The sequence below is a fragment of the Pseudomonas sp. SJZ074 genome, from assembly GCF_007828215.1.
Classification (GTDB): Bacteria; Pseudomonadota; Gammaproteobacteria; order Pseudomonadales; family Pseudomonadaceae; genus Aquipseudomonas.
Window position 1 is genome coordinate 218,196 of record NZ_VIUE01000005.1, and the last position, 23,152, is coordinate 241,347.

Annotated in this window: 23 protein-coding genes; 15 read left to right on the forward strand and 8 right to left on the reverse strand. The window is 60.6% G+C overall.

Features of this window, described 5'->3' with window-relative positions:
* Positions 1–9: 9 nt before the first annotated feature.
* A complete protein-coding gene (locus tag FBX99_RS09005) occupies positions 10–822 on the reverse strand; it encodes an inner membrane protein YpjD (protein WP_144923219.1) in 813 nt (270 codons plus the stop codon).
* A gap of 196 nt (positions 823–1,018) precedes the next feature.
* Between FBX99_RS09005 and ffh the strand changes: the two genes are divergently transcribed.
* From ffh to FBX99_RS09060, 11 genes are all read left to right on the forward strand, one after another.
* Positions 1,019–2,395 (forward strand): signal recognition particle protein, encoded by a 1,377-nt coding sequence (ffh, locus tag FBX99_RS09010; RefSeq protein WP_144923222.1) that lies wholly within the window; start codon positions 1,019–1,021, stop codon positions 2,393–2,395.
* A 228-nt stretch (positions 2,396–2,623) separates the two neighbouring features.
* Positions 2,624–2,875 (forward strand): 30S ribosomal protein S16, encoded by a 252-nt coding sequence (rpsP, locus tag FBX99_RS09015; RefSeq protein ID WP_007927680.1) that lies wholly within the window; start codon positions 2,624–2,626, stop codon positions 2,873–2,875.
* Positions 2,876–2,880: 5 nt separating this feature from the next.
* On the forward strand, positions 2,881–3,417 hold the full coding sequence (rimM, locus tag FBX99_RS09020; protein ID WP_144923226.1) for a ribosome maturation factor RimM: 537 nt from the start codon (positions 2,881–2,883) through the stop codon (positions 3,415–3,417).
* Entirely contained in the window at positions 3,399–4,172 is a 774-nt protein-coding gene (gene trmD, locus FBX99_RS09025; protein ID WP_173668653.1) for a tRNA (guanosine(37)-N1)-methyltransferase TrmD, read from the forward strand. The genes rimM and trmD overlap by 19 nt, the downstream gene beginning before the upstream one ends.
* A 44-nt stretch (positions 4,173–4,216) precedes the next feature.
* Positions 4,217–4,567, forward strand: a complete 351-nt coding sequence (gene rplS / locus FBX99_RS09030; protein ID WP_003175895.1) for a 50S ribosomal protein L19 — start codon at positions 4,217–4,219, stop codon at positions 4,565–4,567.
* A gap of 131 nt (positions 4,568–4,698) precedes the next feature.
* A complete protein-coding gene (gene xerD, locus FBX99_RS09035) occupies positions 4,699–5,595 on the forward strand; it encodes a site-specific tyrosine recombinase XerD (protein ID WP_144923229.1) in 897 nt (298 codons plus the stop codon).
* A gap of 288 nt (positions 5,596–5,883) precedes the next feature.
* The gene (locus tag FBX99_RS09040; RefSeq protein ID WP_144923232.1) at positions 5,884–6,615 is read left to right on the forward strand and encodes a DsbC family protein; all 732 of its coding nucleotides are present in this window, start codon (positions 5,884–5,886) and stop codon (positions 6,613–6,615) included.
* A 132-nt stretch (positions 6,616–6,747) separates the two neighbouring features.
* Positions 6,748–8,052: a homoserine dehydrogenase gene (locus tag FBX99_RS09045; protein WP_144923235.1), complete on the forward strand. Its 1,305-nt coding sequence runs from the start codon at positions 6,748–6,750 to the stop codon at positions 8,050–8,052.
* A 105-nt stretch (positions 8,053–8,157) separates the two neighbouring features.
* Positions 8,158–9,567, forward strand: a complete 1,410-nt coding sequence (gene thrC / locus FBX99_RS09050; RefSeq protein WP_144923238.1) for a threonine synthase — start codon at positions 8,158–8,160, stop codon at positions 9,565–9,567.
* Between the two features lie 121 nt (positions 9,568–9,688).
* Positions 9,689–11,059 (forward strand): transporter substrate-binding domain-containing protein, encoded by a 1,371-nt coding sequence (locus tag FBX99_RS09055; RefSeq protein WP_144923241.1) that lies wholly within the window; start codon positions 9,689–9,691, stop codon positions 11,057–11,059.
* Positions 11,060–11,233: 174 nt separating this feature from the next.
* Entirely contained in the window at positions 11,234–11,521 is a 288-nt protein-coding gene (locus FBX99_RS09060; protein ID WP_047702122.1) for a DUF3509 domain-containing protein, read from the forward strand.
* 215 nt (positions 11,522–11,736) lie between these two features.
* Here the strand turns inward: FBX99_RS09060 and FBX99_RS09065 are convergent, their stop codons facing one another.
* Positions 11,737–12,936, reverse strand: coding sequence for a CaiB/BaiF CoA-transferase family protein (locus FBX99_RS09065; RefSeq protein WP_144923244.1), 1,200 nt, complete (start codon positions 12,934–12,936; stop codon positions 11,737–11,739).
* A gap of 146 nt (positions 12,937–13,082) precedes the next feature.
* Here FBX99_RS09065 and FBX99_RS09070 point away from each other — a divergent pair, with 146 nt between their 5' ends.
* The 3 genes from FBX99_RS09070 to FBX99_RS09080 all read left to right on the forward strand — a co-directional run bounded on the left by FBX99_RS09070 (position 13,083) and on the right by FBX99_RS09080 (position 16,819).
* Positions 13,083–13,625: a YaeQ family protein gene (locus FBX99_RS09070; protein WP_144923247.1), complete on the forward strand. Its 543-nt coding sequence runs from the start codon at positions 13,083–13,085 to the stop codon at positions 13,623–13,625.
* Between the two features lie 150 nt (positions 13,626–13,775).
* On the forward strand, positions 13,776–15,485 hold the full coding sequence (gene recJ / locus FBX99_RS09075) for a single-stranded-DNA-specific exonuclease RecJ (protein WP_144923251.1): 1,710 nt from the start codon (positions 13,776–13,778) through the stop codon (positions 15,483–15,485).
* Between the two features lie 227 nt (positions 15,486–15,712).
* Positions 15,713–16,819, forward strand: a complete 1,107-nt coding sequence (locus FBX99_RS09080) for an NADH:flavin oxidoreductase/NADH oxidase (RefSeq protein ID WP_047702118.1) — start codon at positions 15,713–15,715, stop codon at positions 16,817–16,819.
* A gap of 107 nt (positions 16,820–16,926) precedes the next feature.
* Here FBX99_RS09080 and FBX99_RS09085 read toward each other — a convergent pair whose 3' ends face one another.
* Complete coding sequence (locus tag FBX99_RS09085) at positions 16,927–18,558, reverse strand: glucan biosynthesis protein D (RefSeq protein WP_145131281.1); 1,632 nt, start codon at positions 18,556–18,558, stop codon at positions 16,927–16,929.
* A 367-nt stretch (positions 18,559–18,925) separates the two neighbouring features.
* Here FBX99_RS09085 and FBX99_RS09090 point away from each other — a divergent pair, with 367 nt between their 5' ends.
* Entirely contained in the window at positions 18,926–19,111 is a 186-nt protein-coding gene (locus FBX99_RS09090; protein WP_144923260.1) for a hypothetical protein, read from the forward strand.
* Between the two features lie 41 nt (positions 19,112–19,152).
* On the opposite strand, the gene FBX99_RS09095 is transcribed toward FBX99_RS09090, so the two are convergent.
* The 5 genes from FBX99_RS09095 to FBX99_RS09115 all read right to left on the reverse strand — a co-directional run bounded on the left by FBX99_RS09095 (position 19,153) and on the right by FBX99_RS09115 (position 23,151).
* Positions 19,153–19,452 (reverse strand): type II toxin-antitoxin system RelE/ParE family toxin, encoded by a 300-nt coding sequence (locus FBX99_RS09095; RefSeq protein WP_144923263.1) that lies wholly within the window; start codon positions 19,450–19,452, stop codon positions 19,153–19,155.
* Entirely contained in the window at positions 19,427–19,678 is a 252-nt protein-coding gene (locus tag FBX99_RS09100) for a CopG family ribbon-helix-helix protein (protein WP_144923266.1), read from the reverse strand. The genes FBX99_RS09095 and FBX99_RS09100 overlap by 26 nt, the downstream gene beginning before the upstream one ends.
* 148 nt (positions 19,679–19,826) lie before the next feature.
* A complete protein-coding gene (locus tag FBX99_RS09105) occupies positions 19,827–21,251 on the reverse strand; it encodes a gamma-aminobutyraldehyde dehydrogenase (protein WP_144923269.1) in 1,425 nt (474 codons plus the stop codon).
* A gap of 147 nt (positions 21,252–21,398) precedes the next feature.
* On the reverse strand, positions 21,399–22,217 hold the full coding sequence (locus tag FBX99_RS09110) for an ABC transporter permease (protein ID WP_145131283.1): 819 nt from the start codon (positions 22,215–22,217) through the stop codon (positions 21,399–21,401).
* Entirely contained in the window at positions 22,207–23,151 is a 945-nt protein-coding gene (locus tag FBX99_RS09115) for an ABC transporter permease (protein ID WP_144923275.1), read from the reverse strand. The genes FBX99_RS09110 and FBX99_RS09115 overlap by 11 nt, the downstream gene beginning before the upstream one ends.
* Position 23,152 lies beyond the last annotated feature (1 nt).

Below are 23,152 nucleotides of genomic sequence, written 5' to 3' on the forward strand. Positions count from 1 at the left end.
CGCCGTCCGTCAGATATGCAGGATGTATTCACGGACCAGTTTGCTACCGAAGTACGCCAACATCAGCAGGCAGAAACCGGCCAGGGTCCAGCGAATGGCTTTATGGCCGCGCCAGCCGAGACGGTTGCGGCCCCACAGCAGCACACTGAACACCACCCACGCCAGGCAGGCCAGCAGGGTCTTGTGCACCAGGTGCTGGGCGAACAGGTTCTCGACGAACAGCCAGCCGGAGATCAGCGACATCGACAACAGGGCCCAGCCGGCCCAGAGGAAGCCGAACAGCAGGCTCTCCATGGTTTGCAGCGGCGGGAAGTTGCGGATCAGTCCGGACGGGTGCTTGTTCTTGAGCTGGTGGTCCTGGACCAGCAGCAGCAAGGCCTGGAACACGGCGATGGTGAACAGGCCATAAGCGAGGATCGACAGCAGGATGTGGGCGAGAATGCCCGGTTCTTCGTCGATGACCTGCACCGTGCCCGACGGCGCGAACTGCGCCAGCAGCACCGTGGCCAGCCCCAATGGGAAGAGCAGCACCAGCAGGTTTTCCACCGGGATGCGCGAACAGGCCAGCAGTGTCAGGGCGATCACCGCGACGGCGATCAGGCTGGCGGCGTTGAAGAAGTCCAGGCCCAGGCCGATCGGCGTCATCAGGTGGGTATAAAGGCTGGCCGCGTGGCCGAGCACCGCCAGCACGCCGAGCGTGACCAGCAGGCGTTTGTTCGCCTTGGCACCGGTGGCCAGGCGGGTGCCGTGATAGAGGGTCGCCGCGGCGTATAGGCAGGCGGCGACGAGGGAGGCAAGCAAGCTGGGTGACAAGGGGAGCATAAATCCTGTTAGGCAAGCCCGAAAGGCGCTGAGTTTGGCATAGAACCCATCCTGCACGAAAGGCCGCCGCGAGGTGTACGTGGCACGCTTCTTCGCTATAATCCGCGACCTGCCCACGCCGCAGGCTCGCCGAGCACATTTTTCACGGTCTGGGCCGCCATTATCCCGGCCTCGTACGGGCCTGAAAGGATCGCGCATGTTTGAAAACCTAACCGACCGTCTCTCGCAGACGCTGCGCCATGTCACCGGCAAGGCTAAGCTGACCGAGGACAACATCAAAGACACCCTGCGCGAAGTGCGCATGGCGTTGCTCGAAGCCGACGTTGCCCTGCCGGTGGTCAAGGACTTCGTCAATTCGGTCAAGGAACGCGCCGTCGGCACCGAAGTGTCGCGCAGCCTGACGCCGGGCCAGGCGTTCGTGAAGATCGTCCAGGCCGAGCTCGAAAGCCTGATGGGCGCCGCCAACGAAGACCTGAACCTCGCCGCCGTACCGCCAGCGGTGGTGCTGATGGCCGGTCTGCAGGGCGCGGGCAAGACCACCACCGCCGGCAAGCTGGCGCGCCTGCTCAAGGAGCGCAAGAAGAAGTCGGTGATGGTGGTGTCCGCGGACGTCTACCGTCCGGCGGCGATCAAGCAGCTGGAAACCCTGGCCAACGACATCGGCGTGACGTTTTTCCCGTCCGACCTGAGCCAGAAGCCGGTGGACATCGCCCAGGCGGCCATCAAGGAAGCGAAGCTCAAGTTCATCGACGTGGTCATCGTCGACACCGCCGGTCGCCTGCACATCGATGAAGAAATGATGGGCGAGATCAAGGCGCTGCATGCCGCGGTCAACCCGGTGGAAACCCTGTTCGTGGTCGATGCCATGACCGGCCAGGACGCGGCCAACACCGCCAAGGCCTTCGGTGATGCGCTGCCGCTGACCGGCGTGATCCTGACCAAGGTCGACGGCGATGCCCGTGGCGGTGCCGCGCTGTCGGTACGGGCCATCACTGGCAAGCCGATCAAGTTCATCGGTATGGGCGAGAAGAGCGAAGCGCTCGAACCGTTCCACCCTGAGCGCATCGCCTCGCGCATCCTGGGCATGGGCGACGTGCTCAGCCTGATCGAGCAGGCCGAGCAGACCCTCGACAAGGAAAAAGCCGACAAGCTTGCGAAGAAATTAAAGAAGGGCAAGGGCTTCGACCTCGAAGACTTCCGCGACCAGCTGCAACAAATGAAGAACATGGGCGGCCTCGGCGGGCTCATGGACAAACTGCCGAACATCGGCGGCGTGAACCTGGCGCAGATGGGCAACGCCCAGGGCGCGGCTGAAAAGCAGTTCAAGCAGATGGAAGCCATCATCAACTCCATGACCCCGGCCGAGCGCCGCGACCCTGACCTGATCAGCGGTTCGCGCAAGCGCCGTATCGCCATGGGTTCCGGCACCCAGGTGCAGGACATCGGTCGCTTGATCAAGCAGCACAAGCAGATGCAGAAGATGATGAAGAAGTTCTCCACCAAGGGCGGGATGGCCAAAATGATGCGCGGCATGGGCGGCATGCTGCCCGGCGGCGGCATGCCCAAGATGTAGGAATCCACGCACCGGCAGTCATGCCGGTGCAACTCACGGGGACGTGGGATCTCCAGCCAACCCGTCATTCGCGGGCGCTGATCGTCGCAGATCTGAATGGCAGCCCGGCACCCGCCGGAAAAAGTCATTTGCAAAAGTCTGGATATTCCTTAGAATATGCGGCCTTTCGGGCACCCATGCCCGCTGTGCATTTAGATTTGCAGCACCGACTACAGGAACGATGTTCACATGCTAACAATCCGTCTTGCCCTTGGCGGCTCCAAAAAGCGCCCGTTTTACCACCTGACCGTAACCGACAGCCGCAACCCGCGCGACGGTTCCCACAAAGAGCAGGTTGGTTTCTTCAACCCTATCGCCCGTGGTCAGGAAGTTCGTCTGTCCGTGAACCAAGAGCGCGTTGCCTACTGGCTGAGCGTTGGTGCACAACCTTCTGAGCGCGTTGCTCAGTTGTTGAAGGAATCGGCTAAGGCTGCGGCCTGAGCAATATGAACGCGACGCCAAAAGATGCTGATGATCTGATCGTTGTCGGCAAAATCTATTCTGTACATGGCGTTCGCGGCGAAGTGAAGGTGTATTCCTTTACTGATCCGATCAAGAACCTGTTGGACTACAAAGCCTGGACGCTCAAGCGCGAAGGCAGCGTGAAACAGGTTGAGCTGGTCAGCGGACGCGGGAACGACAAGTTCCTGGTCGCAAAGCTCAAGGGTCTCGATGATCGTGAAGAAGCGCGTCTTCTGGCCGGTTATGAGATCTGCGTGCCGCGCAGCCTGTTCCCTGAACTGACCGACGGCGAGTACTACTGGTACCAGCTGGTAGGGCTGAAGGTCATCGACCATCTCGGGCAATTGCTCGGGAAAATCGATCACCTGCTCGAGACCGGTTCGAACGATGTCATGGTGGTAAAGCCTTGCGTCGGCAGTCTGGATGATCGCGAACGCCTGTTGCCCTATACCGGGCAGTGCGTGTTGGCCGTTGACCTGGAGGCAGGCGAGATGAAGGTGGAATGGGATGCGGATTTCTGAACGTGGCCAACTTGCGCGTTGAAGTCATCACATTGTTTCCCGAGATGTTTTCCGCCATCAGCGAGTACGGCATAACCAGCCGCGCGGTGAAACAGGAGCTATTGCAGCTGACCTGTTGGAATCCGCGGGACTACACCACGGATCGGCATCACACTGTGGACGATCGCCCGTTTGGCGGTGGTCCGGGCATGGTGATGAAGATCAAGCCCCTGGAAGATGCACTGGTTCAGGCCAGGGCGGCAGCCGGGGAAGGTGCGAAGGTGATCTACCTGTCGCCCCAAGGCCGCCAACTGACTCAGTCGGCGGTACGCGAACTGGCGAATTCGGATGCATTGATCCTGATTGCCGGTCGTTATGAAGGCATTGACGAGCGTTTCATTGAAGCTCATGTCGATGAAGAGTGGTCGGTTGGCGACTATGTACTGTCTGGCGGCGAGCTGCCGGCGATGGTCCTGATCGATGCGGTTACACGACTGCTGCCTGGAGCTTTAGGGCATGCAGATTCCGCTGAGGAAGATTCCTTTACGGATGGTCTGCTGGATTGCCCGCACTACACCCGACCGGAGGTGTATGCGGATCAGCGTGTTCCCGACGTGTTGCTAAGTGGCAACCACGCGCACATCCGGCGTTGGCGTTTACAGCAGTCCCTTGGTCGGACCTGGGAACGACGCGCCGATCTTCTGGAAAGCCGCTCGCTTTCTGGAGAAGAGAAGAAGCTGCTCGAGGAATACATCCGCGAGCGGGACGATAGTTAACAACGTATCGATGGTAAGTCCGAGACTTGCCTTAGGAGCACAGCATGACTAACAAAATCATCCTTGCACTCGAAGCAGAGCAGATGACCAAAGAAATCCCTACCTTTGCCCCGGGTGACACCATTGTCGTCCAGGTGAAAGTGAAGGAAGGTGATCGTTCCCGTCTGCAAGCGTTCGAAGGCGTCGTTATCGCCAAGCGTAACCGTGGCGTGAACAGTGCTTTCACCGTTCGTAAAATCTCCAACGGTGTTGGCGTAGAGCGTACTTTCCAGACCTACAGCCCGCAAATCGACAGCATGGCTGTGAAGCGTCGCGGTGACGTACGTAAAGCCAAGCTGTACTACCTGCGTGACCTGTCCGGTAAAGCAGCTCGCATCAAGGAAAAACTGGCCTGAGTCCAGCTTCCGATGCAAAAAAAGCAGCCTGAGGGCTGCTTTTTTGTTGCCTGCGATTTGCTCTTTGAGCACCCTGCGTACTTTCTTTATCGTATGGATGCAGCGTGCTTGCGCATCCGCCAAGAGTGTTTATGCCAGCCATCGATCATCCGCTGATAGACCAGTTTCTCGACGCCCTGTGGCTGGAGAAAGGGCTTTCCGACAATACCCGTGACGCCTACCGCAGCGACCTGGCGCTGTTCAACGGCTGGTTGCAGGAGAAGAACCTGGAATTGGCCGATGCCGGCCGGGAGCTGATCCTCGATCACCTGGCATGGCGCCTGGAGCAGAACTACAAACCGCGCTCAACTGCGCGTTTTCTCTCCGGTGTGCGTGGGTTCTATCGTTACTTGCTGCGAGAAAAGCTGATCGCGGTGGATCCGACCTTGCGGGTGGAGATGCCTCAGTTAGGGCGTCCGCTGCCCAAATCCCTCTCTGAAGCCGATGTGGAGGCGCTGCTGGCGGCGCCGGACCTCAGCGAAGCCATCGGCCAGCGCGACCGGGCCATGCTGGAGGTCTTGTACGCCTGCGGCCTGCGTGTCACCGAGTTGATCAGCCTGACGCTGGAGCAGGTCAACCTGCGCCAGGGGGTCTTGCGGGTGATGGGTAAAGGCAGCAAGGAGCGCCTCGTACCAATGGGCGAGGAGGCGATCGTCTGGGTCGAGCGCTACCTGCGGGACGCTCGTCATGAGCTGCTTGGCGGTCGCCCTAGTGACGTATTGTTCCCGAGTCGTAACGGCGATCAGATGACTCGCCAGACGTTCTGGCACCGCATCAAGCACCAGGCCAAGGTCGCCGGGATCGGTAAATCCCTCTCGCCCCACACCTTGCGCCATGCCTTTGCCACGCACCTGCTCAACCACGGCGCCGACCTGCGGGTGGTGCAGATGCTGCTGGGCCACAGCGACCTGTCCACCACCCAGATCTACACCCATGTCGCCCGGGCGCGGTTGCAGGATCTGCATGCCAGGCATCATCCGCGCGGCTGAACGAAGAATCCTGTGTACAAGCAGGACTGAGGTTTTGAGTCAAGGCTAAACCTTGTGGGAGCGGGCTTGCTCGCGAAAGCGGTGCATCAGTGGAGTCAATGGCGACTGACACGCCGCATTCGCGAGCAAGCCCGCTCCCACAAAAAATGCATCCTCAATGCCTTGCATCAACGGCATTCGGCCCCGCCGGCCTTATGTGGTAGGCTTGGCCGGTTTGCACAGTGGGCGGCCGGAACCGGATCTGCGGGTTGGCGTTCTCCGTCCCATTTGTTCGCCTCAGGAGTTCCCATGCGTTTGATCCAGATGTTCACCGCCGCTGCCATTGCGTTGGCCAGCACCTTTGCCATCGCCGACGACGCGGCGGACAAGGCTATTCGCAAGAGCCTGGAAAACCTTCAGCTCGAAGTACCGATCGAAGCCATCTCCGCCAGCCCGATGGCCGGCCTGTATGAAGTCAAGCTCAAGGGCAGCCGCGTGCTCTACGCCAGCGCCGACGGTCAGTACATCGTCCAGGGCAACCTGTTCGAGCTCAAGGACGGCAAGCCCGTCAACCTCACCGAATTGACCGAGCGCCAGGGCGTTTCCAAGCTGATCAACGGCATTCCGGTTGCTGAAACCGTGGTCTATCCGGCGGTGGGTGAAACCAAATCCCACATCACGGTGTTCACCGACACCACGTGCCCGTATTGCCACAAGCTGCACGCCGAAGTGCCGGAGCTGAACAAGCGCGGCATCGAAGTGCGCTACGTCGCGTTCCCGCGTCAGGGCCTGGGCTCGCCGGGCGATGAGCAGTTGCAGGCCGTATGGTGCTCCAAGGACAAGAAAGCGGCCATGGACAAGATGGTCGATGGCAAGGAAATCAAGTCCGCCAAGTGCGATAACCCGGTTTCCAAGCAGTTTGCTCTGGGGCAGTCAATAGGCGTGAACGGTACGCCGGCAATTGTTTTGGCTGATGGTCAGGTAATTCCGGGCTACCAGCCGGCGCCGCAAGTCGCCAAACTGGCCCTTGGCGCGAAATAATCATGGGCAATGTGCTGATGAAGAGCATGGCTCGGCGAAAACCTTCGCCGGGCCGTTAAACGCAGAGCCGCGTTGCTGCGCGGCTGTATTTCACGGCCGACCTTGTGTCGGCCGTTTCATGGGGAGTCAAGAGTGAATCCGGTCAAAGTAGGCATCTGTGGGTTAGGTACCGTCGGTGGCGGCACCTTCAACGTACTTCAGCGTAACGCCGAGGAGATTGCCCGCCGTGCCGGGCGTGGAATCCAAGTGGCACAAATTGCCATGCGTACGCCAAAGCCTCAGTTCCAGACGACCGGTATTTCGATTACCAACGATGTATTCGCCGTGGCAGCCAACCCTGAAGTCGATATCGTCATCGAGTTGATGGGCGGCTACACCGTGGCTCGTGATCTGGTGCTCAAGGCCATCGAGAACGGCAAGCACGTGGTCACTGCCAACAAGGCGCTGATCGCCGTGCACGGTAACGAAATTTTCGCCAAGGCCCGTGAAAAAGGCGTGATCGTGGCGTTCGAAGCCGCCGTGGCCGGCGGCATCCCGGTGATCAAAGCCATCCGCGAAGGTCTGTCGGCCAACCGCATCAATTGGGTGGCCGGTATCATCAACGGCACCGGTAACTTCATTCTCACCGAAATGCGCGAGAAGGGCCGGACCTTCGAGGACGTGCTCACCGAAGCCCAAGCCCTGGGTTACGCCGAGGCCGATCCGACGTTCGACGTGGAAGGCATCGATGCGGCACACAAGTTGACGATCCTGGCGTCCATCGCCTTTGGCATCCCGCTGCAGTTCGACAAGGCCTACACCGAAGGCATCACCCAGCTGACTACCGCTGACGTGAACTATGCCGAAGCCTTGGGCTATCGCATCAAGCACCTGGGGGTTGCCCGCAGCACCGCCAGTGGCATCGAGCTGCGCGTGCATCCGACGCTGATCCCGGCCGACCGCCTGATCGCCAACGTCAACGGTGTGATGAACGCCGTGATGGTCAACGGTGACGCCTCTGGCTCGACTCTGTTCTACGGCGCTGGCGCCGGCATGGAACCGACCGCCTCGTCGGTCGTGGCCGACCTGGTGGACGTGGTGCGTGCCATGACGTCCGATCCGGAAAACCGTGTGCCGCACCTGGCGTTCCAACCGGACTCGCTGTCGGCTCATCCGATTCTTCCGATCGAAGCGTGCGAAAGTGCCTACTACTTGCGCATTCAGGCCAAGGACCATCCGGGCGTACTGGCACAGGTGGCGAGCATCCTGTCGGAGCGCGGCATCAACATCGAGTCGATCATGCAGAAGGAAGTCGAGGAGCACGATGGCCTGGTGCCGATGATTCTGCTGACCCACCGTGTGGTCGAGCAGCGTATCAACGATGCGATCGCCGCGCTGGAGGCCCTGCAGGACGTCGTTGGCCCTGTAGTCCGTATCCGCGTAGAACATCTGAATTAATCAAAGCTGCAAGCTTCGAGCCTCAAGCTGCAAGTAAAAGCCGATCCGCTTTCAATTTGTAGCTTGCGGCTTGAAGCTCGAAGCTCAAACCAAAGGTTTGCCCTTATGCGCTATATCAGCACCCGCGGCCAGGCACCGGCCCTGAATTTCGAAGATGTCCTGCTGGCTGGGCTGGCCACGGATGGCGGCCTCTATGTGCCGGAGAACCTGCCGCGTTTCACCCAAGAGGAAATTGCCTCCTGGGCCGGCCTTCCGTATCACGAGCTGGCCTTCCGGGTCATGCGTCCGTTCGTCACCGGCAGCATCCCGGACGCCGACTTCAAGAAGATCCTGGAAGAGACCTATGGCGTCTTTTCCCACAACGCCATCGCTCCGCTGCGTCAGCTCAACGGTAATGAATGGGTGATGGAGCTGTTCCACGGCCCGACCCTGGCATTCAAGGACTTCGCCCTGCAATTGCTCGGTCGTCTGCTGGACTACGTGCTGCACAAGCGTGGCGAGCGCGTGGTCATTGTCGGCGCAACCTCCGGAGACACCGGTTCGGCCGCCATCGAAGGTTGCAAGCACTGCGAGAACGTCGACATCTTCATCCTGCATCCGCACAACCGCGTCTCGGAAGTGCAACGCCGGCAGATGACGACGATCTTCGGCGATAACATCCACAACATCGCCATCGAAGGCAACTTCGATGACTGCCAGGAAATGGTCAAAGCCAGTTTCGCCGACCAGGGCTTCCTCAAGGGCACACGGCTGGTGGCAGTGAACTCGATCAACTGGGCGCGGATCATGGCCCAGATCGTCTATTACTTCCATGCGGCCCTGCAGCTGGGCGGTCCGGCCCGTTCGGTGTCGTTCTCGGTGCCTACCGGCAACTTTGGCGACATCTTCGCCGGCTACCTGGCGCGCAACATGGGGCTGCCGATCAATCAACTGGTCGTCGCCACCAACCGCAACGATATCCTGCACCGCTTCATGAGCGGCAACCAGTACGTCAAAGAAACCCTGCACGCCACGCTGTCGCCCTCCATGGACATCATGGTGTCGTCGAACTTCGAGCGCCTGTTGTTCGACCTGCACGGTCGCAACGGTGCGGCGATTGCCGGCCTGATGGACAGTTTCCGCCAGGGTGGCGGTTTCAGCGTCGAGGCCGAGCGCTGGACCGAAGCCCGCAAGCTGTTCGACTCCCTGGCGGTGGACGACGCACAGACTTGCGAAACCATTGCCGAGGTGTTCGGGCAGAGCGGCGAGCTGCTTGATCCGCACACGGCCATCGGCGTGCGGGCTGCCCGTGAGTGCCGCCGCAGTCTGGATATCCCAATGGTGATCCTGGGGACCGCTCACCCGGTCAAGTTTCCGGAAGCGGTGGAGAAAGCGGGTGTAGGAAAAGCGCTTGAACTACCTGCACATCTTTCGGATTTGTTTGAGCGAGAAGAGCGCTGCACAGTGCTGCCTAATGACCTGAAAGCCGTGCAGGCCTTTGTCAGTCAGCATGGCAACCGTGGCAAGCCTCTCTGACCGCTGAAACCTGTCACATTTTGAAGCCCGTCTCCTGACGGGCTTTCTTGTTTCTGCATGCCAAACTGATCGGGTTTTCGCCCCTGGGAGGGACGGGCGAGTCATCTCGAAGGAAATGCAGATGTTGTTTTTTATCAAATGCAAACCAGCGCTGAGCTGGATGACAGGGCTGGCCTTGATGTGCTGGATGCAATGGAGCGTGGCGGCACAATTGGCAGCCTTTGAAGCGCCGCCGTTTCAGTCCGGCGAGCGGCTGGTGCTGGATGCGCAGGAATTGCAGTGGATCCAGGAACACCCCAGGGTCGTCGTGGCCTCGATGCAGTTTCCGGTGTACCTGTTCAAGAATGAACGTGGGCAATGGAACGGCCTGAACAACGACATCCTCCTGCGTATTGCGCGCATGACGGGCCTCGAGTTCGTGCACCGGGAGTCGTTCTCCCCCGACCAGTTACTGGCGATGCTGGAACGGGGCGAGGCCGATATGACGACCACCCTGGCGATGAACGACGAACGCCGGGATTTTCTCAACTTCAGTCACGCATTTGGCGGTTCCGGCTGGGTATTCGTCGGTCGCGACGGAGAGCCGGCGCTCCGTTCGCTGGAACAGCTGGAGGGAAAGGTCCTGGCGCTGCCAGCACGGCATGCCTTGGAGACGGAAATCCGCCGTGATCACCCTTCCGTCGCGCTGCGCACGGTCAAGACCTACGCAGAGGCGAGGGCCCTGGTCGAAAGTGGGGAAGCCCATGCCACCATCGAAAACGAGACCGGGGTGCATCTCTACCCGGCGGGACAGTTGAAGGTAGGGAAAAACCTCGATGGCAAATGGGAGCCGGACTATCTGGCCGTACGTCAGGATCTGCTGCCGCTGCTGAGTATCCTGAACAAGGCACTGGAAGCATTTCCGGCCGAGGAAATGCGTGCCCTGCGTTCCAAGTGGATGGCGGGTGTCATCCCCAGCAAGGCGCCGTCGCTTTGGTTGCGGGTGTCCCAATGGGGCTACTGGTGCGTCGTCGTGTTCGGCGTCTCCGGCCTTCTGTCGCTGCTGTGGAATCGCCGCCTGCAGATACAGATCGATCAACGCCACAAGGCCGAAGCCGTCCTCAGCGACCAGGTGATGCTCCAGAGGGCCTTGATGGATGCCATCCCCGATCCGATTTTCATCCGTGATCTGGAAGGGCGCTTGCTCATGTGCAACAAGAGCTACGAGGAACAGTTCGCGACTCGCTTCGAAAAGCTGCGAGGAACACGCCTGACCGATTGCCCCGCGTTTCCGGCGGCCACGGCTGAATTGTTGCATGGAGAAATGATGGAGCAACTGCGAACCGGACAGTCCCGCTTCAGCGACCGCCAGTTGATGTTCAATAGTGGATTACGGGATATCCACCATTGGTCGGTGCCATTCTACGGCGCCGATGGACAGTTGCGCGGTCTTCTGGGCGGCTGGAGCGATGCTGGGCGGCGATGGCGGCGTTCGCAGAGGATCCTGGCCTGATGCAAGCAGGCGATGAAAAATGGCGACCCGCGAAAGCTGTTCTTTCCCTGTCATATTGAACGCGCATGCTCGGTTGAACAGCGCCGGTTCGGTGCGCTGACGAACTTTCTACTGCGGCCCACGGTCATTTACTGTGTACACGCAGTTGTTTTCGGACTATTGAAGGGTGATCGAATGGAAAGTATCAGCCTATTGCTGGGTGAGGCTTTGAGCCCGTATCAGGTCACGCTGACCCCCTCCGGCGCCGGTGGCGAATGCCTTGTGACGCTGAAAAATGCTTCTGGAGCCATTATGGTTGAGAGGGTGTTCAATCAGGCGCAGTTGACCGACAAGCGTCAACTGACGGATGTGGTCGATGGTCTGCATCGGGATGTATTGATCGCCGAGGGGCGCCTGGAGCCCTGTGTGATCGCGGCACTGCGTAATCTGGATCGCGACAAGGTCATGACCGCAGCGAATTGAATGGCAGGTTGTGGGAACCTTCCTACCACCTGAGGAGTCAGACCTTTTACCAGCAAGATCGAGCATTGTGCTCCGGTGCTTGTCGCTTGTTGCACGGACCTCGAATGGTCACGTTTAACCCCGAGTCGTCTCCCCACTTCTCGGGGTTTCTTTTTGCCTATCGTTTGCCGCCTGGCGTGGAAATGCCTCAACGGACGGTTCCACGTTCGACAGCTTCAGATTGCCCCCTCCGCGCGCAGGCGAGCGACTTGCTGCGCGTCATAGCCAAGTTCGCCAAGCACCTGGGCATTATGTTCCCCCAGCGTGGGCCCGACCCATTCGGCGCTGCCCGGCGTGTCGGACAGTTTCGGTACGATACCCGGCATCTTGAACGCCTTGCCGTCTGGCAGCTTGGCTTGCAGGAACATTTCACGGGCCAGGAATTGTGGGTCGTTGAACATGTCTTCGGCGCTGAAGATCCGGCTGGCCGGCACTTCTGCACGGTTCAATTGTTCGATGACGGTATCGAGCGGCAGTGAATTGACCCAGCGGTCTATGACGCCGTACAGCTCGTCGCGGCGACTGTCACGGCCGTCGTTGCCGGCCAGTTGCGGATCATTGGCCAGGTCGTCACGACCGATGAGCTGCATGAACCGCTTGAAGATCGCGTCACCATTGGCACCGATCTGCACATGCTTGCCATCGGCGCTGGTGTGAATCGATGACGGGGTGATGCCGGGCATGATGTTGCCGGTGCGCTCGCGGATAAAACCGAACACGTCGAACTCCGGCACCATGCTTTCCATCATGGCGAATATCGCCTCGTACAACGCCACGTCCACCACTTGTCCGCTGCCGCCGTTGACTTCGCGGTGACGCAAGGCCATCAGTGCGCCAATCACGCCCCAAAGGGCGGCGATAGAATCACCGATGGAAATCCCGGTGCGCACCGGCGGACGGTCTTCGAACCCAGTGATGTAGCGCAGGCCGCCCATGGATTCGCCCACTGCGCCAAACCCAGGCTGATCTTTCATCGGCCCGGTCTGGCCGAACCCGGAGAGGCGCACCATCACCAGCTTAGGATTCAGTGCGTGCAGCACCTCCCAGCCCAGGCCGAGCTTTTCCAGTACGCCGGGGCGAAAGTTCTCGATCAGGATGTCGGCTTCGCCAATCAGCTGTTTCAGAATCGCCAGGCCGTTGGGGTGTTTCAGGTTCAGGGTCAAGGATTTCTTGTTGCGCGCCTGGACGAACCACCACAGGGAGGTGCCTTCATACAATTTGCGCCACTTGCGCAGTGGGTCACCGCCGTCAGGCGATTCGACCTTGACCACTTCGGCACCGAATTCCGCACAGATCCGCGAGGCAAAAGGCCCGGCGATCAGGGTGCCGAGTTCGATGACTTTGACCCCGGCAAGGGGTTTGGCTGTGAGCGACATGAAAGATCCTGTAGGACAAAACGGAACGAATGGAGCGTTTTATCATAGGCCAGCATCCGTCGCCGCGGGTTGATGGTCGGCAATTCGTGGATTTGCCGTTTCATCGGTTAGACTTGCCGCCTTTCCACGTATCAAGAAGCCCGTTCATGGCCCAGCCGTCCACGACCTACAAGTTTGAACTGAACCTCACCGACCTCGACCGCAACGTCTACGAGAATGTGAAGCAGACCATCGCCCGCCATCCTTCGGAAACCGAGGAACGCATGACTGTGCGGTTGCTGGCCTACGCGCTCTGGTACAACGAGCTGCTGTCGTTTGGTCGCGGTCTGTCAGATGTCGATGAACCAGCACTGTGGGAAAAAAGCCTGGATGACCGCGTGCTGCACTGGATCGAAGTCGGTCAGCCCGACGTCGATCGCCTGACCTGGTGCTCGCGCCGTACCGAACGCACCAGCCTGCTGGCTTATGGCAGCTTGCGGGTCTGGGAGGGCAAGGTGATCCCGGCGGTAAAGGGCCTGAAGAACGTCAACATCGCGGCTGTGCCCCAGGACGTGCTGGAAACCCTGGCCCAGGACATGCCCCGCGTGATCAAGTGGGATGTCATGATCAGCGAAGGGACAATATTCGTGACCGACGACCGTGGCCAGCATGAAGTCCAGTTGCAGTGGTTGCTGGGCGAGCGCGGTTGATCGGGCCACTGTGAAAGCGGGCTTGCTCGCGAATGCGGTGTATCAGTCGATGCGCGGCTGCATGCCGTACCGCATTCGCGAGCAAGCCCGCTCCCACATAAGCTTCTTCGCCAGAACTTCCATAATTAATAGAGAAATGTCTGTCCCCCCATGCGCATAGAACCCCGCCAGCTCCCCGACACCCTGCCGTTCCTCGGTGACCTGCCGCCCCTGCTGACCCGCCTTTACGCGGCACGCGGCGTGCAGTCCGAGGCCGAACTGGACAAGAGTCTGGCGCGCCTGATTCCCTACCAGCAACTCAAGGGCATCGATGCGGCGGTGGATCTGCTGGTGGTGGCCCTGGAGCAGCGCCAACGGATCCTGATCGTCGGCGACTTCGATGCCGACGGCGCGACGGCCAGTACCGTGGGCCTGCTGGGGCTGCGCCTGCTGGGCGCGGCCCATGTCGACTATCTGGTGCCCAATCGCTTCGAATACGGCTATGGGCTGACCCCGGAAATCGTCGAAGTCGCCCTGACCCGCGAGCCGCAATTGTTGATCACGGTGGACAACGGCATTTCCAGTGTGGAAGGCGTGGCGGCGGCGAAAGCGGCCGGGCTCAAGGTACTGGTAACCGACCACCACTTGCCGGGCATCGAGTTGCCGGCGGCCGATGCCATCGTCAATCCGAACCAGCCGGGCTGCGAATTCCCGAGCAAGGCGCTGGCCGGGGTCGGGGTGATTTTCTACGTGTTGATGGCGCTGCGCGCGCGGCTGCGCAGCCTGGGTTGGTACGCCAGCAAACCGCAGCCGAACATCGGTGAACTGCTGGACCTGGTGGCCCTGGGCAGTGTGGCCGACGTGGTGCCCCTGGACGCCAACAACCGGATCCTCGTGCATCAGGGGCTGGAGCGCATTCGCGCCGGGCGCGCGCGCCCCGGCATCAAAGCCATTCTGGAAGTGGCCAAGCGTGATCACTCGCGCATTACCTCCACCGATCTCGGCTTCATCCTGGGGCCGCGCCTGAATGCGGCGGGGCGCCTGGACGACATGAGCCTGGGCATCGAATGCCTGCTCACCGACGACGAGGCGCTGGCCAGGGAGATGGCCGCGCAACTGGATGGCATGAATCAGGATCGCAAATCCATCGAGCAGGGCATGCAGCGTGAGGCGCTGGCCCAGCTCAAGGAGCTGCCGGTGGAATCGATGCCGTTCGGCCTGTGCCTGTTCGATCCGCAGTGGCACCAGGGCGTCATCGGGATCCTTGCCTCCCGCATGAAAGAGCGTTACTTCCGTCCGACCATTGCTTTCGCCGATGCCGGAGACGGCATGCTCAAGGGCTCTGGCCGCTCGGTGCAGGGATTTCATATTCGCGACGCCCTGAGCGTCGTGGCGGCGCAACATCCGACCCTGATCACCAAGTACGGCGGGCATGCCATGGCGGCAGGACTGTCATTGCCAGAGGCGAATTTCCCGTTGTTCGCCGAGGCTTTCGATGCGGAAGTGCGCAGGCAGTTGCGTGAGGAAGACCTGACCGGGCGGCTGTTGTCGGATGGCACCCTGGCGGTGGAAGAGTTTCATCTGGAACTGGCCCGGGCGCTGCGTCATGCCGGACCCTGGGGCCAGCATTTTCCAGAGCCGATGTTCCACGGTGTGTTCCAGCTGGTGGAGCAGCGAGTGGTGGGCGAGCGGCACCTGAAGGTGGTCCTCAAGAGCGAATGCGGTTCGGTGAAGCTCGACGGCATCGCCTTTGGCATCGACCGCGACGTCTGGCCGAACCCGACCGTACGCTGGGTTGAACTGGCCTACAAACTCGACCTCAACGAGTTTCGTGGTCAGGAAACGGTGCAGTTGATGATTGCCCATATCGAGCCGCGGTAGGCACATGGATTTCCGGGGCGATGATCTTCCCTCGCCACAGGAGCTTGTTTTAAACGCGGAACCCTGCCTTATCCCACGTTGTCGACTAGGCTCTAAACACTGGTTGATAGCCCTTGTGACGTCTTGTCCATTTTCTTTGCCCGCGGGGGCGGGTGCTGCACCTTTTGTCACTCGTCGACTTTTCAAACAGAACCTGGAGCCTGCCCACTGATTCGAAGAGGTGCCCCATGAGTCTGCTGCTTGAACCCTATACCGTACGCCAATTGACCCTGCCCAATCGCATCGCGGTATCACCGATGTGCCAGTATTCAAGTGTCGATGGCCTGGCCAACGACTGGCATCTGGTGCACCTCGGTAGCCGTGCCGTGGGCGGCGCCGGCCTGGTGTTCACCGAAGCCACCGCCGTCACCGCCGATGGCCGCATCACCGCCCAGGACCTGGGGCTGTGGAACGATGAACAGATCGAGCCCCTGCAACGCATCACGCGTTTTATCACCGCCCAGGGCGCAGTGCCGGGCATTCAACTGGCCCACGCCGGGCGCAAGGCCAGTACCTGGCGGCCCTGGTTGGGCAAGCATGGCAGCGTGAAGCCTGCGGATGGCGGCTGGGTGCCGGTCGGTCCCTCGCCGATTGCCTTCGACCCGCAGCACACGCAGCCGTCTCAACTGGACGAAGGACAGATCAACGCCGTCATCCAGGCGTTCGTGGAGGCGGCCAGACGCGCCTTGACGGCCGGGTTCAAGGTGGTCGAGGTCCACGCGGCCCATGGTTACCTGCTGCATCAATTTCTGTCTCCGCTGAGCAATCAGCGGCGCGATCAATATGGTGGGTCGTTCGAGAACCGTATCCGGCTGGTGCTGCAGGTCACCGAAGCGGTCAGGGCCGTATGGCCCCAGGAGTTGCCGGTGTTCGTGCGCGTCTCTGCCACCGACTGGGTCGAGGACGGCTGGAATCCCGACGAGACTGTCGAGTTGGCGCGGCGATTCAGGGCGTTGGGGGTGGATCTGATCGATGTGTCATCGGGCGGTACCGCGGCGAATGCGGAAATCCCGACCGGTCCGGGTTACCAGACGCGTTTTGCTGAACGGGTGCGCAAAGAGTCGGAAATCGCCACCGGCACCGTTGGCATGATTACCGAACCGGCCCAGGCCGAGCACATCCTGCGCACCTGCCAGGCCGACATCATTTTCCTGGCCCGCGAGTTGTTGCGCGACCCCTACTGGGCGTTGCATGCCGATGATGACCTGGGTGGGCGCAAGGCCGTCTGGCCGGCGCAGTATCAGCGGGCGACCCATCGGGACCAGCCGATCCATGAGTCGGATCTGCGGGACTGAGTGCCCAGTAAAGCAAAAAGCCCCGGTCGTCATTGGCCGGGGCTTTTTCATCTCTGCGATCATTGGTGCCTGTACTGCCGTCTTCGCGAGCAAGCCCAGGCACCCGATCACTGTCCGGGATACTTGCGCTTATCCGGTGCGGGCGGGAAGTACTGGTACAGCCAGGTCTCGCTCAGGGTCCGGTCCTTGCTGCGAATGAACAGGCGCATCTGCACCGGGTCCACGCGGTCATCGGTCGGGTACCAGTCGAAGGTGATGCGATAGCCCTTGATCGCATCCATTACCAGCACGTTGAAGTCTTTCACCTCGCCATGGGAGCAGGTCACCACTGGTTCGATACCGGTTCCAGGAGGTAGCTGGTCGAGACCGCCGCCACTGAAGTCCACTGCAAAGCGTCGGGCCCAGACGGTCGGGTAATGCTCGCCCGGTGCCCAACCTTCGATGAACCCCCCCATGCCGGAACGGCTCGCGTGGACCTGGGCCAGCTCGGTGCTTACCGGTGGCAGGGCGCTCCAGTAGAGTTTGTAGCCGTAGTTCAGCGAATCGCCGGCCGCGACCGGTTTCTTCGGCGACCAGAACGCGACGATGTTATCCAGGGTTTCGCCGGTTGTAGGAATTTCCAGCAGATCCACAGAGCCTTCACCCCAGGCCGTTGTCGGCTCGACCCACAGGCTTGGGCGCTTGCTGTACCAATCGACCGTGTCCTGGTAGCTCTCGAAGCTATGGTCGGTCTGCACCAGGCCGAAGCCTTTCGGATTCTTGTCGGCAAAGGCGTTGAATTGCAGGGTGGCGGGGTTGTTCAGCGGACGGCAGACCCATTCGCCGTTGCCGCGCCACATGGCCAGTCGGTCGGAGTCGTGGATCTGCGGGTGAATGGTGTCGCACATGCGTCGCTCGACGGTGCCGCAACTGAACATGCTGGTCATCGGCGCAATGCCCAATTGCTCGATGGCGGTACGCGCATTGATATGGGCGTCGACTTCCATCACGACCCGTGTGGGCTGGCAATCGATGTCAAAACGATAAGCGCCGGTGGCGCTGGGGGAGTCGAGCAGGGCATAGACCACGAAACGGGTGCTGTTCTTGTCCGGGGTTTCGAACCAGAACTGAGTGAAATCCGGAAATTCTTCGGGGTGCTTGGCATACGTATCGATTGCCAGTCCGCGGGCCGAGAGCCCGTACTGACCAGTGGCGTCCACGGCGCGGAAATAACTGGCACCCAGAAACGAAACGATGTCGTGGCGATCCAGTTCCGGCGCCTTGAAGGCGCGGAACCCGGAGAACCCCAGGTCACCCTTCAGTTGCGCGGTGTTGACCGTGGTTTTCTCGTAGTTGAACAACTCCGGGCGGAAGTGTACTTCACGGGCCAGGCGGCTCTTCGGATCGACACTGTGCATGCGCACCGGCTGCTTGAACCCCATGCCGACGTGAAAAAACTGTACGTCAAGTTGGCCATCCAGCTCATTCCACAGCGAATGGTTGGCGTCATACCGGATAGCGTTGAACTGCAGTGGCGACATCATAGCCAGTGTTTCTGGCAAGACTTGCTTGGTATCGACGTACCGTTGTCCGGCCAGCCGCTTGGCCTGGTCTTTCAAGGTCTTGAAGTCGAAGGGACGGGCTTCGCCGTCTGCCGTCTGATCGGCGGCCCAGGCTCGTGCGGCCATGAGGCCTGAAGCCGTGAGTCCGGTATAGGCGGCAAAAGCCATGGAGGCCTTGAGCAGGTTCCTGCGATGCATAAATACAACCTTTCTCGAAACAATCCCCAGCCGTTCCTGGCAACAGGGACTGATACAACTGATAAAGGAGTTCGGACATGCCTTTGGCCAAACGAACGTTAAAACAGATGCCTGAGAACCGGATCGGTTCACCGAGGCGCAAAATCATAGGGGATACGTCGACGACTGAGAAAAGGAAAGCGTGGCTCGGTTAAATTTCCTTACAGATATTTCTTTTTTCTTGGAGGCCTCTGCATTTTTTTGACTAATTACTCTAAAACTGCCTCCTCGCTGTGTGAATCGCCCCTATTCTTAGCTTGGCAAGGGGTTCCGTCCGCGGGCCCGGCAGGCTCCGGGAATCAATTCGACGTACACAAGGACACCGTTCATGACGAAACTACAGGGCATTGCCGAAATGCTGGGGCTTCTTCCATGCCTGCATAGCGCGCGCCGGACGCGGCGCCTTAGCCTGGAGGAACTGCGACTGGTGGAACGCTACCGCGAGCTGTCGGAAAACGACCGGATCGCCATGCGTTACCTGGTGGATGCGATGAGGAGTGTTTCGCGGTTTTGAGCCGGTTGTCGTACTGGAGCCGGTCCGGGCGGCGTCAATGCTTATTCCATCGACCAGTCCCGGGGACGTTCTGTGCGCTGGTGCAATATGCGCAGGATCTGCAATTGATCTTGCACGACCCGGTAAGGTGCAACGAATGGGTAGCGTGTCAGCACCAGTTCTCGAACATCCGGAACGACTGAAGGACGGCCGCAGCCGGGGAAACGCTGCAGCTGTTGCAGCGCCTCCAGAATGAAGGTGATGACATCGGTGGCGTCTTGCGTGCCGATGGCACCCTGATAGTGTTCATGAATCGAATCGAGGTCACTTTGTGCTTTATCTGTCAGTACGATGCGCAGCACGCTTTGCCCACTTAGCCTTCACGGCATCCAGATCGGTCAGATTTCCAGCGTCGGCATCTGCCATGCCTTCGCTGATGGCTTGCAGATGCCAGGACTCGGCTTCCACATATCGGACCAGTGCACGCTTGAGGTGATACTGACGGTCGCGCTCGGTGGCGGCGGCTAACAAGTCCAGCTGCTGGGCCAGACCTTCTTCCACACGAAACGACAAAACAGGCGAGGCCATGAGAGATACCCTTGGGTGTATACGTTGTAGACAACCCTAGGGCCTGCCAGGATTTCCGTCAACCAGCGAGGGTGCACCGGTTGACGGAAACCTTAGCAAGACCAAGGCGGGCAGGCTGTGAGCATGTGTTTCCAGATACTTATTGCGCTCAATGCTTGAACATCACATGCCGTACCACTGTGTAGTCCTCCAGCCCGTACATGGACATGTCCTTGCCATACCCGGAATGTTTCTGACCACCATGGGGCATTTCGCTGACGAGCATGAAGTGGGTATTCACCCAGGTGCAGCCGTATTGCAAGCGTGCCGAGAGGCGATGGGCCCGGCCGACGTCGCGGGTCCATACCGATGAGGCCAGGCCGTAGTCCGAATCATTGGCCCAATCCAGCACCTGTGCTTCATCGAGGAACGGCGTGACGGACACCACCGGGCCGAAGACCTCCCGGCGCACGATCTCGTCGTCCTGCTGGGCATCGGCCAGTACCGTCGGTTCGAAGAAGAATCCGTTGCCGTCCACGGCCTTGCCACCGGTGATCAAACGGATATGCGGCTGGGCGATGGCGCGCTCGACGAGCCCGGCCACGCGGTCGCGATGCTGGGCGGTGATCAGCGGGCCCATCTCAGTGTCCGGTGCGGTTTGCAGACCGTACTTGATGCTGCCCACCGCGGCGCCGAGTTTTTCGACGAACTGGTCATAGACGCCTTGCTGGGCATAGATGCGACAGGCAGCGGTGCAATCCTGGCCGGCATTGTAGAAACCGAAGGTGCGGATGCCTTCCACGGCGGCGTCGATGTCGGCGTCGTCGAAGATGATGACCGGGGCCTTGCCGCCCAGTTCCATGTGGGTGCGCTTGACGCTGTCGGCGGTGCTGGAAATGATGTGCGAGCCAGTGGCAATGGAGCCGGTCAGCGAGACCATGCGCACTTTCGGATGAGTGATCAACGGCTGGCCGACGGTCTGCCCACGACCGAACACCACGTTGAGTACACCCGCCGGGAAAATCTCCGAGGCCAGCTCCGCCAGGCGCAATGCCGTCAGGGGCGTCTGTTCCGATGGCTTGAGTACCACGGTATTACCGGCGGCCAGGGCCGGGGCGATTTTCCAGGCAACCATCATCAGCGGATAGTTCCAGGGCGCGATGGAAGCAATCACGCCCACCGGGTCGCGACGGATCATCGAGGTATGCCCCGGCAGGTATTCGCCTCCCGCCGAGCCGTTCATGCAGCGACTGGCGCCGGCAAAGAAACGGAACACGTCGGCGATGGCCGGGATCTCGTCGTTCAGGGCGGCGCCCAGGGGTTTGCCGCAGTTGTCCGATTCCAGCTTCGCCAGTTCTTCGCCATGGGCTTCAATGGCGTCGGCCAGTTTGAGCAGCAATAGGGAGCGGTCCTTGGGCGGGACCTGCGACCAGCTGTCGAAGGCGTCATCGGCGGCGCGCACGGCGGCATCGACCTGGGCTTCGCTGGCTTCGTTGATTTCCACCAGCACCCGACCCAGCGCCGGGTTGAACACGGCCTGTCCGGGACCTTCGCCGTTCACCAGGCGACCGTTGATCAGCAGTTTGGTTTGCATGTCCATGTCCTCTTGAGTCTTGTTTGTGGTCTTGGTGGGAGCGGGCTTGCTCGCGAATGCGGTGTGTCATCCAACCTATCCATGACTGAAACACCGGCTTCGCGAGCAAGCCCGCTCCCACAGGCGATCTGGTTATCCATTGGCGAGTTATTTCCCCCCGCTACCCGCCACGCTCTCACCCCCACGGGTCAGGTAATAGGCGCCGAGTATCGGCAGCATGGTCACCAGCATCACCAGCATGGCGACGACGTTGGTCACCGGCACGTCGCGGGGGCGGCTGAGCTGGTTGAGCAGCCAGAGCGGCAGGGTGCGTTCGTGGCCGGCGGTGAAGGTGGTGACGATGATTTCGTCGAACGACAGTGCGAACGCCAGCATGCCGCCGGCCAGCAGGGCCGAGCCGAGATTGGGCAGGATGATGTAGCGGAAGGTCTGCCAGCCATCCGCCCCCAGGTCCATCGAGGCCTCGATCAGGTTGTGGGAGGTGCGGCGCAGCCGGGCGATGACGTTGTTGTAGACGATCACTACACAGAAGGTCGCGTGGCCGACGACGATGGTGAATATGCCCGGTTCGATCCCCAGGGTCTTGAATGTGGCCAGCAACGCGATGCCGGTGATGATCCCCGGCAGGGCAATGGGCAGGATCAGCATCAGCGAAATCCCCTGCTTGCCGAAGAAGTCGCGGCGGTACAGCGCGGCCGAGGCCAACGTGCCGAGCACCATGGCGATCAGAGTGGCGATGCTCGCCACCTGCAACGACAACTTGATCGCCTCCAGTACATCCGCACGGGCGAAAGCCACGCTGAACCATTTCAGGGTCAGGCCCTTGGGCGGGAAGCTGAACGCGGCGTCCTCGGTGTTGAAGGCGTAGAGGAAGATGATCAGGATCGGGAAGTGCAGGAACACCAGCCCGCCCCAAGCTGCGATGCGCAAACCCCATGAAGCCCGGGATGAAGAATCAGAGTGCATCGAAAGCCCCCAGGCGCTTGACGATAGACAGGTAAATGGCGATCAGCACGATGGGCACCAGCGTGAAGGCTGCGGCCATGGGCATGTTGCCGATGGCGCCTTGCTGGGCGTAGACCATGCTGCCGACGAAATAGCCCGGTGGGCCCACCAGTTGGGGCACGATGAAATCCCCCAGGGTCAGCGAAAAGGTGAAAATCGAACCGGCGGCGATGCCCGGGACCGACAGCGGCAGGACCACTTGCATGAACGTCTGGCGGGGCCTGGCGCCCAAGTCCGCCGAGGCTTGCAGCAGCGAGGGCGGCAGGCGCTCCAGGGACGCCTGGATCGGCAGGATCATGAACGGCAGCCAGATATAGACAAAAACCAGGAAACGTCCCAGGTGCGACGTGGACAACGTGCTGCCGCCGACGCCGGGGATGCTCAACACGAACTGCAACACCGGCTCCAGGCCAAGGTGCTGAATGAACCACTGCGCCACGCCGCCCTTGGCCAGCAATAATGTCCAGGCATAGGCCTTGACGATGTAGCTGGCCCACATGGGCAACATCACCGTGATGTAGAAAAACGCCTTGGTCTTGCCGCTGGTGTAGCGCGCCATGTAATAGGCGATGGGGAACGCGACGACGGCGCTGGCGATGGACACCGCGATGGCCATGCTCACGGTGCGCAGGATGATGTCGAAGTTCGACGGTTGGAACAACGCCGCGAAATTCGCCAGGGTCAGGTCGGGTGTGACTGCCATGGTGAAATCGTCGAAGGTATAGAAACCTTGCCACAGCAAGGTCAGCAGTGACCCCAGATAGATCGCGCCGAACCAGATCAGCGGCGGCACCAGCAGCATCGACAGATACAGGTTGGGTCGCCGGTAGAGCAGGTTGGAAAACCGTCGCAGCGAGCCTGGCGCGGGTGTCCGGGGCAGGGCTAGTGTGTTCATC